The sequence below is a fragment of the Nigerium sp. genome, from assembly GCF_039811905.1.
In the GTDB taxonomy this organism is placed as follows: domain Bacteria; phylum Actinomycetota; class Actinomycetes; order Propionibacteriales; family Propionibacteriaceae; genus Propioniciclava.
Map to the genome: position 1 here is coordinate 1 of NZ_JBDHZL010000106.1, position 9,496 is coordinate 9,496.

11 protein-coding genes are annotated in these 9,496 nt (G+C 73.7%); 2 read left to right on the forward strand and 9 right to left on the reverse strand.

Features of this window, described 5'->3' with window-relative positions:
• Positions 1 to 166: 166 nt before the first annotated feature.
• Together WMJ97_RS12930 and cysK are read right to left on the reverse strand one after the other, a co-directional pair.
• A complete protein-coding gene (locus WMJ97_RS12930) occupies positions 167 to 502 on the reverse strand; it encodes a chorismate mutase (RefSeq protein ID WP_347349413.1) in 336 nt (111 codons plus the stop codon).
• 86 nt (positions 503 to 588) lie between these two features.
• A complete protein-coding gene (gene cysK / locus WMJ97_RS12935) occupies positions 589 to 1,521 on the reverse strand; it encodes a cysteine synthase A (RefSeq protein ID WP_347349414.1) in 933 nt (310 codons plus the stop codon).
• Between the two features lie 218 nt (positions 1,522 to 1,739).
• Here cysK and guaA point away from each other — a divergent pair, with 218 nt between their 5' ends.
• Together guaA and WMJ97_RS12945 are read left to right on the forward strand one after the other, a co-directional pair.
• Positions 1,740 to 3,311 (forward strand): glutamine-hydrolyzing GMP synthase, encoded by a 1,572-nt coding sequence (gene guaA / locus WMJ97_RS12940; RefSeq protein ID WP_347349415.1) that lies wholly within the window; start codon positions 1,740 to 1,742, stop codon positions 3,309 to 3,311.
• 3 nt (positions 3,312 to 3,314) lie between these two features.
• Positions 3,315 to 4,190: an oxygenase MpaB family protein gene (locus WMJ97_RS12945; protein ID WP_347349416.1), complete on the forward strand. Its 876-nt coding sequence runs from the start codon at positions 3,315 to 3,317 to the stop codon at positions 4,188 to 4,190.
• Positions 4,191 to 4,272: 82 nt separating this feature from the next.
• Here WMJ97_RS12945 and yidD read toward each other — a convergent pair whose 3' ends face one another.
• The 7 genes from yidD to WMJ97_RS12980 form a co-directional block, all read right to left on the reverse strand.
• On the reverse strand, positions 4,273 to 4,698 hold the full coding sequence (yidD, locus tag WMJ97_RS12950; protein WP_347349417.1) for a membrane protein insertion efficiency factor YidD: 426 nt from the start codon (positions 4,696 to 4,698) through the stop codon (positions 4,273 to 4,275).
• 152 nt (positions 4,699 to 4,850) lie between these two features.
• Positions 4,851 to 5,033 (reverse strand): hypothetical protein, encoded by a 183-nt coding sequence (locus WMJ97_RS12955; protein WP_347349418.1) that lies wholly within the window; start codon positions 5,031 to 5,033, stop codon positions 4,851 to 4,853.
• 31 nt (positions 5,034 to 5,064) lie between these two features.
• The gene (locus tag WMJ97_RS12960) at positions 5,065 to 5,907 is read right to left on the reverse strand and encodes a uracil-DNA glycosylase (RefSeq protein ID WP_347349419.1); all 843 of its coding nucleotides are present in this window, start codon (positions 5,905 to 5,907) and stop codon (positions 5,065 to 5,067) included.
• Positions 5,904 to 7,580, reverse strand: coding sequence for a long-chain-fatty-acid--CoA ligase (locus tag WMJ97_RS12965; RefSeq protein ID WP_347349420.1), 1,677 nt, complete (start codon positions 7,578 to 7,580; stop codon positions 5,904 to 5,906). The genes WMJ97_RS12960 and WMJ97_RS12965 overlap by 4 nt, the downstream gene beginning before the upstream one ends.
• A gap of 84 nt (positions 7,581 to 7,664) precedes the next feature.
• Positions 7,665 to 7,916 (reverse strand): PspC domain-containing protein, encoded by a 252-nt coding sequence (locus tag WMJ97_RS12970; protein ID WP_347349421.1) that lies wholly within the window; start codon positions 7,914 to 7,916, stop codon positions 7,665 to 7,667.
• A gap of 41 nt (positions 7,917 to 7,957) precedes the next feature.
• Complete coding sequence (locus tag WMJ97_RS12975) at positions 7,958 to 8,134, reverse strand: hypothetical protein (RefSeq protein ID WP_347349422.1); 177 nt, start codon at positions 8,132 to 8,134, stop codon at positions 7,958 to 7,960.
• Positions 8,131 to 9,267 (reverse strand): PspC domain-containing protein, encoded by a 1,137-nt coding sequence (locus tag WMJ97_RS12980; RefSeq protein WP_347349423.1) that lies wholly within the window; start codon positions 9,265 to 9,267, stop codon positions 8,131 to 8,133. The genes WMJ97_RS12975 and WMJ97_RS12980 overlap by 4 nt, the downstream gene beginning before the upstream one ends.
• Between the last annotated feature and the right edge of the window lie 229 nt (positions 9,268 to 9,496).

The following is a 9,496-nucleotide window of genomic DNA, read 5'->3' on the forward strand; positions in this document are numbered from 1 at the left end:
CGAGCGCCCGGGACGCCTGCGGCCCGCCCGGCTCGGCCACCGTCGTCGTGTGCACGACCAGCCCGAGGCCCGCCTCCCGCGCGGACGCCTCCAGCGCCGCCCGCGCCCGCCCGTAGCCGCGCCGGGCCGGGTTGAGCACGGCGTGAACGTCGGGGCCGGGCAACGCTCAGGCGGGGGTGTCGGGGTCGGCGATGGCAGCGTCGGCGTCCGCGTCGCCGGCGGCCGCGATGAGCTGGTGGTGCCGGACGACCTCCCGCACGATGAACGTGATGAACTTCTCCGCGAACTCCGGGTCGAGCCCGGCCTGCGTCGCGAGCCGGCGCAGCCGCGCGATCTGTTGCTCCTCGCGGGACGGGTCGGCGGGCGGCAGGCCCCGCTCGGCCTTCAGGACGCCGACCTGCTGCGTGATCTTGAACCGCTCGGCGAGCAGACACACGAGCGCGTAGTCGAGGTTGTCGATGCTCGAACGCAGCCGGAGCAGTTCCGCGGGTGTCTCGCTCATGGGCACACGATACGGTCCCGCGGCCGGACACGCACGAGGGGCCGGTCGCCCGGCCCCTCGTGCGTCGTCGCTGGCGAAGGCGGCGCTCAGGCGTCCATCAGGTCGGAGTAGAGCAGCGTGGTGAGGTAGCGCTCGCCGAAGTCGGGCACGATCACCACGATCGTCTTGCCCTCGCTCTCGGGGCGCGCGGCGACCTGCCCGGCGGCGGCGAGGGCCGCGCCGGCAGAGATGCCGCAGAGGATGCCCTCCTGCGCGGCGGACGCGCGGGCGGTCTCGACCGCGGTCTCGGCGTCCACCGGGATGACCTCGTCGACGGCCTCGGCGTCGTAGATCTTCGGCACGAAGTTCGCGCCGATGCCCTGGATCTTGTGCGGGCCCGGCTTGCCGCCGGACAGGATCGGCGACTCGGCGGGCTCGACGGCGACGATCTTCACCTCGGGCTTGCGCTCCTTGAGCACCTGGCCGACGCCGGAGACCGTGCCGCCCGTGCCCACGCCGGCCACGAAGGCGTCGACGGCGCCGTCGGTGTCGTTCCAGACCTCCTCGGCCGTGGTCTCGCGGTGGATCCGCAGGTTCGCCTCGTTCTCGAACTGTCGCACGAGCACCGCGCCCTCGCCCTGGCCGAGCTCCTCGGCCTTCTGGACCGCGCCGCGCATGCCCTCGGGGCCGGGCGTGAGCACGAGCTCCGCGCCGAACGCGCGGAGCAGCGCGCGCCGCTCCTTCGACATCGTCTCCGGCATCGCCAGGACGACGTGGTAGCCGCGGGCCGCTCCCACCATCGCGAGCGCGATGCCGGTGTTGCCCGAGGTGGCCTCCACGATCGTGCCGCCCGGCTTGAGCTGTCCGGACGCCTCCGCGGCGTCCACCATCGCGACGCCGATACGGTCCTTGACCGAGTTGGCGGGGTTGTAGAACTCGAGCTTGGCGTACACGGTCGCCTTCGACTCGGGGAAGAGCTTGTTGATCTTGACCAGCGGGGTCCGGCCGATCAGCTCGGTGACGTCTTCATAGGTCTGCATGGTGCGAAATTACCTGCCGGCGGGGCAGATCCCCAGGGCGCGGGCGTCCGCGAGACGGAATCGGCGACCACATCGTGGACGCCGCCGCCGGTGGCCGGCCTGCTGCCGGCCCCTGCGCCGGGAAGGGTGGCGGGAGGGTGGCGGGCGTCCACCCGGACGGCCGCGCCGCGCGCGGGCGGCGTCCGAACCGGCCGTGGGGCGCCGATATGCTGGCGTCCATGACCGACTTGCGCGACGCCGTCGAGACTCACGACACCGTCATCGTCATCGACTTCGGGGCGCAGTACGCCCAACTCATCGCCCGCCGGGTGCGCGAGGCCAAGGTGTTCTCCGAGATCATGCCCCACACGGCGTCGGTCGAGCAGATCATGGCGAAGCGGCCGGCGGCGGTGATCCTGTCGGGCGGGCCGCAGTCGGTGTACGCCGACGGGGCGCCGGGGGTCGACGCGGAGCTGTTCGCCCAGGGCGTCCCGGTGTTCGGCATCTGCTACGGGTTCCAGGCCATGGCGAAGGCGCTGGGCGGCACCGTCGAGAAGACGGGGCTGTCGGAGTTCGGCCGCACGGAGGCGTCCGTGGGGGAGCAGGGCACGCTGCTGGCGGGGCTGCCGCCGGCGTTTCGGGTGTGGATGAGCCACGGCGACTCGGTGCACGCGAGCCCCGAGGGCTTCGTCGACCTCGCCCGCACGCCGGGCGCCCCGGTCGCGGCGTTCGAAGACGTGGGGCGGCGGCTGGCGGGCGTCCAGTGGCACCCGGAGGTCATGCACACCGAGCACGGGCAGACGCTGCTGCAGCAGTTCCTGTTCGACATCGCGGGCTGCACGCCCGACTGGACACCGGCGAACATCGTCGAGGAGTCCGTGGCGGCGATCCGCGCGCAGGTGGGGGACAAGAAGGTGCTGTGCGCCCTGTCGGGCGGCGTCGACTCGGCGGTCGCGGCCGCGCTCGTGAGCAAGGCGATCGGCGATCAGCTCACCTGCGCGTTCGTCGACCACGGGCTGCTGCGGCAGGGCGAGCGCGAGCAGGTGATGACCGATTTCGTGGCGCAGACCGGCGTCAAGCTCGTCGTCGCGGACGCCGAGCAGCAGTTCCTCACCGCGCTGAGCGGCGTCAGCGAGCCGGAGCAGAAGCGGAAGATCATCGGGCGCGAGTTCATCCGGACGTTCGAGCAGACCGTCCGCACGATCGACGCCGACGAGGACATCGAGTTCCTCGTGCAGGGGACGCTCTACCCCGACGTCGTCGAGTCCGGCGGGGGCGACGGCGCGGCGAACATCAAGAGCCACCACAACGTCGGCGGCCTGCCCGACGACCTGCAGTTCACCCTGATCGAGCCCCTGCGCACCCTGTTCAAAGACGAGGTGCGCGCGGTCGGCACCGAGCTGGGGCTGCCCGACGAGATGGTGTGGCGGCACCCGTTCCCGGGGCCGGGGCTCGGCATCCGGATCATCGGCGAGGTCACCAAGGAACGGCTCGACCTGCTGCGGGAGGCCGACGCGATCGCCCGCGCCGAGCTGACCGCCGCCGGGCTCGACCGCGACATCTGGCAGTTCCCGGTCGTGCTCCTCGCCGACGTGCACAGCGTGGGCGTCCAGGGCGACCAGCGCACCTACGGCCACCCGATCGTGCTGCGGCCCGTGACCAGCGAGGACGCGATGACCGCCGACTGGGGGCGCCTGCCCTACGACGTGCTGGAGCGCATCTCGACGCGCATCACCAACGAGGTCCGCGAGATCAACCGGGTCGTCGTCGACGTGACCAGCAAGCCGCCGGGCACGATCGAGTGGGAGTGAGCGGTGGACGGGCCGGCCGGCGTCCGGTGGGCGCAGCGGCGCCTCGGCGAGCTGGTGCGCTCGCGGGTCGCCGGCGACACGGCGGCTGAGCGGGCCGTCGACATCTGGGGCAAGCCCGGCGAGCGCTGGTTCTCGCGGGCGGACCCGATCTGGCGCGTCCACGCGGACGCGGCGATGTTCCCCGGCGGGGTCGCCGCGCTGCTGCTGCAGTCGCTGCACCCGGCCGCGATGGCCGGGGTCGCCGGGCATTCGGGCTACCGCGGCGACCCCTGGGGACGCCTCCAGCGCACCAGCGACTACATCGCGGTGACGACGTACGGCACGATCCCCGACGCGCGGGCGACCATCGCCCGCGTCCGGGAGGTGCATGGGCGCGTCCGGGGCAAGGACCACCGCGGGCGGCCCTACCGGGCGTCCGACCCGCACCTCCTCGCGTGGGTGCACGCCGCCGAGATCTGGAGCTTCCTGGCCGCCTACCGCGCCTACGGGACGCCGCCGCTGTCGCCCGCGGACGCCGACACCTACGTCCGGCAGGCGGCCGTCCCGGCGGCGGAGCTCGGCGTCCCGGAGCCGCCGACCGACGTCGCCGCCCTGGAGGCGACGATCGAGCGCTACCGGGCCGAGCTGGAGGCGTCCCCGGCGGCGCTGGACGCCGCGGATTTCCTCCTGCGGACGCCCCCGCTCACCGGCGTGGCGCGCGCCGGCTATTCGATGATCACCGCGGGCGGGCTGTCCGTGCTGCCGGGCTGGGCGCTGGCGTCCCTGGGGCTGCGGCCGCCGCGCGGCGCGCGGGCGGTCGGAGGGGTGGGCGTCCGGGTGGTCCGGTGGGCGCTGGCCGGCGTGGACGACCGGCGCTCCGACGATCCAGCCGCGTCCTGAGGTTCGGCAGAAAGCTCGCCCAGACGCGAGGACGCCGCCCGCGCGAGCGCGGGCGGCGTCCTTCGTGCTTGTCAGCGGTGATTCAGCGGACCGGGTCGTAACCGCCGTGCCGGCCGTCGCAACGCGCCACGCGGGCCGCGGCCATCGCGGTGCCGCGCACGGCGCCGTGCCGCTCGACGGCCTCGAGGCCGTACGCCGAGCACGACGGCGTGTAGTTGCACACGTCGACGCCGCGGTGCGCGGCGACGTTCGCCTGGTACGAGCGCACGAACCGGGACGCCACCCGCGCGGCCGGCGAACCCGCCGTCGCCGGGGCGACCTTGCTCATGCCCATGACGGACGCGACGAGCCCGGACAGGCCCATCATCATCACGCCGGAGCGCCCACACCCGCCGCAGCCGCAGCCGCCCTTCGGTGCCGGCTGAGCGTCGGGGTTGTATCCGCGCAACTTCTGGCCGAGCCGAGCTCCCAGGCCCGCTGCTCCGCGAGGCTGCCTACCACGTCCCATGGTTCTTCCTTTCCGAGTACGGGCTTGCGTCGCCTAGTCTCACAGGTGAGAGGGCACCCCCGGGCAACGAAACGGTCACGTTCTGCTGGAAATGCACAAGGCCCCGCCCCGGAGAACCGGGACGAGGCCTCGAATCGGGCGCTGCGGACGGTTTACCGGCCGCGCAGCATGCGCCCGAGGCGCGCGCCGAGGCCGGCCGCGCCGCGGGGCTCACGCCCGCGGCTGGGCTGCGGAGCGTTGGGGTCGTTGTAACCGCGCAGCGCCTGCCCGAGGCGGGCGCCGAGGCCGGCCGCGCCGCGCGGGTAGCGGCCGCCGCTGTTGCCGAAGAGTCCCATAATGACTTCCTTTCCGAAGCGTCCGGGCTAGTCAAGCCCTCAACGAGGACTCCTTCAGTCTAGCGAGCGCAGACAAGAGCATCTCCTCGGTGAGGCGTCCGGTGAACGTGTTCTGCTGACTCACGTGGTAGCACCCGATCAGGGCCAGCGAGCGTCCGGACGGCAGCCCCAGGGACGCCGTCGCCTCGTGCCCGAACGCCGGCTTGGGCCGCGGCACCGACCAACCCAGCCGGCGCGCGGCCGCGATCGTCGCGTTCCACGCGAGCGACCCGAGCGCTAGGACGCCGCCGAGCTGCGGCTCCAGCAGGGTCAGCTCCCGGTCGAGCCAGAGGCCGCACGTGGCCGTCTCGACGGTCGTCGGCTTGTTCGCCGGCGGGGCGCAGTGGACGGACGCCGTGATCCGGACGCCGGTCAGCCGCAACCCGTCGCCCGCGTGCGTCGCCGTCGGCTGGGAGGCGAAGCCCGCCCGGTGGAGGGCCGCGAACAGCCAGTCGCCGGAGCGGTCGCCGGTGAACATGCGTCCGGTCCGGTTGGCCCCGTGGGCGGCGGGGGCGAGGCCGACGATGAGAGCGCGGGCGTCCGGGTCGCCCAGCGACGGCGCCGGACGCCCCCAGTACGGCTCGCCCGCATAGGCGGCCCGCTTCTCGCGGGCGACCTGCTCGCGCCAGGCGACCAGGCGGGGGCACGCGCGGCAGACGGATACGGCGGCGTCCAGGTCGGCGAGCGCGGCCGCGCCCGCGGCGAGCCGGGCGACGCCGGCGGCGTCCGTGGCGACGGGCGTCTCGGCGGTCGCGGGGTCGCCCGGCCAGCCGGAGCCGGGCAGCGCCGGCGACGGCAGCGGGACGCCGGTGCCCGGGTGCGGCAGCACGCTCACGCGGCCAGCCGCTCGGCGACCTGGTCGCGCACCTGCCGTCGCAGCACCTTGCCCAGCATGGACGTCGGCAGCTCGGCGACCTCGACGAACCGGCGCGGCACCTTGTAACCCGCCAGGCTCTCGTGGCAGAAGGAGCGCAAGGCGTCGGGGTCGAGGGGGTGGCCCGGCTCGGGCACGATCGCCGCGACGACGCGCTCGTCGCCGTTCGGCTTCGGGATGCCCACGACCGCGCACGCCGAGACGCCCGGCGCCCCGGCGAGGACCTCCTCGACCTCCGACGGCGACACGTTGAAGCCGTTCGTGACGATGATCTCCTTGAGCCGGTCGACGACCGTGGCGAAGCCGTCGGCGTCCACGGTGACGATGTCGCCGGTGCGCAGCCAGCCGCCGGGCAGGAGGGCGGCGGCGGAGGCGTCCGGGTCGTTCCAATAGCCGGAGAAGACCTGCGGCCCGTGCAGCAGCAGCTCGCCCGGCTCGCCCTGGGCGACCTCGCGGGTCGGGTCCTCGGGGTCGACCACGCGCATGAGCGTCGACGGGAAGGGGACGCCGATCGTCCCGGTGCGGCGGGTCGGCCAGAACGGGTTGCCGAGCGCGACCGGGGACGCCTCCGTCAGCCCGTAGCCCTCGACCAGGAACCCGCCGGAGACCGACTCCCAGAGCTCGACGACCGGGTCGGAGAGGCGCATCGCGCCCGAGATGCAGAACTTCGCCGAGGTGAGGTCGATCTTGCGCTGGCGGGCGCGGCGGGCCGTGCGCTCGTAGATCGGCGGGACAGCGCAGTACACGGTCGGCGGGCGACGGCGGGCCACGTCGAGCACCATGTCGACGTCGAACGTCGGGAACAGCACGAGATGCCCCCGCTTGAGGATGCCGAAGGTGAGGTACAGCGTCATCCCGAACGCGTGGAACATCGGCAGGACGGCGTAGATGGTCTCGCGGCCGTCGACGGCGTCCTTCATCCAGGCCGCGCCCTGGAGGGCGTTCGCGTACAGGTTGCGGTGCGTGAGCATCGCGCCGCGGAACGCGCCCGTCGTGCCCGACGTGTACTGGACGACCGCGAGATCGGCCGGTCGGGGCCGGGGATGGGACGCCTTCAGCCGCCGCGACGAGACGAGCTTCGCCCACGTCAACGACCCGGGGGCGGGCGCGTGCAGCTTGGCGCGGGCCTTCTTCAGGGCGGGCAGGGGCAGCGCGAGGGCCGCGCGTTTGAGGCGCGGCATGGCGTCCAGGAGGTTGACGGCGACGACGGTCTCGACGAGGCCGTCGAGCTTGGCGGCCGCGGCGTCCCATGCGATCGCGACGCGGGCGCCGTGATCGGCCACCATGCGGCCGAGCTCGGCCGCGGTGTAGAGGGGATTGTGCTCGACGACGATCGCGCCGAGCCGCAGCACCGCGTAGAACGCGACGACGTGCTGCGGGCAGTTGGGGAGGACGAGCGCCACGCGGTCGCCGGGGTGGACGCCGAGCTTCCGCAGCCCCTCCGCGACGCGGGCGACCTGGTCGCCGAGGCGCGCATACGAGGTGCGGGCGCCGAAGAACTCCAGGGCCGTACCGCGGCCGCCGAGATGGCACGAGCGCTCGAACATCGCCGTCAGCGGCTCGTCGGGGAGGTCGATTTCGGCGGGGACCCCCGGTTGGTAGTTCTTGGTCCAGGACGGTTCGTTGGCGCTCACCCGCCTATTCTGCCCCGCCGGCCGGGTGGGTCGGCGGGGCGTCCGGGCGCTCGGCGGGGGCGGCGATGGTGCCCCCGCCAGCAGTCAGCGGCGGTCGATCTTGTTCTTCTGGATGGCGTTGGCGATGACCTGGTAGCCGGCGGCACCGCCCTGGTCGTCGGGCATCACGAGCCACAGCGCCGGGTAGAGCAGCCAGCCCGGGCCGGGCAGGAAGATCACGGCGACGACCATGGCGATGCGGATGAACAGCGATTCGACGCCGAGCATCCGCGCGATGCCGCCGCAAATGCCGAGGAGGAAGCGGTCGCTGGTGCTGCGGGTGAACGAGGACTTCATGAGGGTTCCTTTCGTGGGTCGGTTTCGGAGGGTCGAGGGGTTCAGGATGCCTGCCGGGAGGTGAGGAGCGCGAGCGTGCCGACCGCGACGATCGCCACCGGGATCGCGATGGCCAGCAGGCCGGGGGAGGGGCGTCCGAAGGAGGCCCACAGCCCCAAGAGGGCGAGGACGATGCAGATGGCCCCCGAGACGGTCGCGGGCCCTTGTGGACGCCTCATCGCTCGATCACCACCTTGCCGGCGTTGACGTCGAGGTTGAGGGTCAGGGTGGGCCCGCCCGGATCGGGGAGGGAGGAGAAGCTGTCGGCGTTGTCGACGGTGGTCTGCGTGCCGTCGGGGGCTTGGACGGTGCCGAGGCCGACGTTCGACGAGACGACCACGTTGGCGTCGTCGGGCAGGCGGACGGTGAGCTGACCCATCTGCAGGGTGACCTCGCGCTCGAGGGAACGATCGACCTCGAGGTCGGACAGGTCGAGCGTGTGCGACCCCACCGGCAGGGTGGAGTTCGGCGGCATGGCGGACGCCCGTGTGTAGGACACGACGCCCGCGGGGGCCGGCATCTCGGGGCTGAGGCGTTCGGTGAGGAGGCCGGCCGTGCAGAGCGCGACGACGATCGCGACGGGCAGGAGGGCCCAGGGCCGGCGGGTGTGGCGTCCGGACGCGACGAGCGCGATGCCGAGCGCGAGCAGCGTCACCGACCACCAGGCCAGGGGAGGCACCCCGATGCCCGCCACGGCCAGGCAGGTGAGCGCCGCCCAGCCAGCGAGGCAGAGGACGAGCGGCCAGACGCGCGGGCGTGGGCGCGGCGCCGGGATCGGGGGCGGCGGGATGGGCCGCTGCGGCGGGACGGGGATCGTCGCGCGATTCGCGGCGGGCGGCGGCGTCCAGAGGGGCTGCGGAGGCTCGGGCGCCGGGGGCTCGAGCGCCGGGGACGCCGGCGGGTGGGCGGCGTCCGGGGGGTTGGGGTGGCCGGGCGGAGGACCAGGCCGGGAGGCGCTGCGGCTGTGAAGGAACCACCAGGCGAGCGCCGCGACCGGGAGGATTCCGACCGCGCCGTGGCCGGGCGTCGCGATGGACACGAGCACGACCCCGATGCCGACCACGGCCACGAGCTTGCCGGGCGACCAGTCGCGAATGGGTGCGGGGAGGGGGCGATCGTCGCCGACCTCGGGCAACAGGAGCCACAAAGCGATGTAACCCAGCGCGGCCGACCCGCCCGTCGCGACCGCGGCGACGACCATGCCGAGGCGCAGGAGGAGGGGGTCGAGGTTCCAGTGCCGGGCCAGCCCGCCGCAGACGCCGGCGACCATGCGGTCGGCGCGCTCGCGGCGGAGCTCTGGCAGGTTCGGCACGACCCCCAGTGTGCTGGGCGGTGTGGGGTGCGCCAACGGGGGACGTCCCTGAACGCCCCCGGGGCGTGGGCGTTTCTACCTGACACTCTCCACACTCTGATGTGGAGGTTGTCACACGGCTTCGCTGGTGGGCGACTTCCCGGGACGGTGCGGTGCGGCGTCTGGGCGCTGGGGCGTCTGCGCCTGGGCGCCTGGGGCCTCCCCAGGGAGGACGCGACCGCGGGCGCCC

Bases quoted from the DNA above. Each gene is read 5' to 3' on its own strand.
- WMJ97_RS12930 (WP_347349413.1), bottom strand. From the start codon at position 502: ATGAGCGAGACACCCGCGGAACTGCTCCGGCTGCGTTCGAGCATCGAC.
- cysK (WP_347349414.1), bottom strand. From the start codon at position 1,521: ATGCAGACCTATGAAGACGTCACCGAGCTGATCGGCCGGACCCCGCTG.
- guaA (WP_347349415.1), top strand. From the start codon at position 1,740: ATGACCGACTTGCGCGACGCCGTCGAGACTCACGACACCGTCATCGTC.
- yidD (WP_347349417.1), bottom strand. From the start codon at position 4,698: ATGGGACGTGGTAGGCAGCCTCGCGGAGCAGCGGGCCTGGGAGCTCGG.
- WMJ97_RS12955 (WP_347349418.1), bottom strand. From the start codon at position 5,033: ATGGGACTCTTCGGCAACAGCGGCGGCCGCTACCCGCGCGGCGCGGCC.
- WMJ97_RS12970 (WP_347349421.1), bottom strand. From the start codon at position 7,916: ATGAAGTCCTCGTTCACCCGCAGCACCAGCGACCGCTTCCTCCTCGGC.
- WMJ97_RS12975 (WP_347349422.1), bottom strand. From the start codon at position 8,134: ATGAGGCGTCCACAAGGGCCCGCGACCGTCTCGGGGGCCATCTGCATC.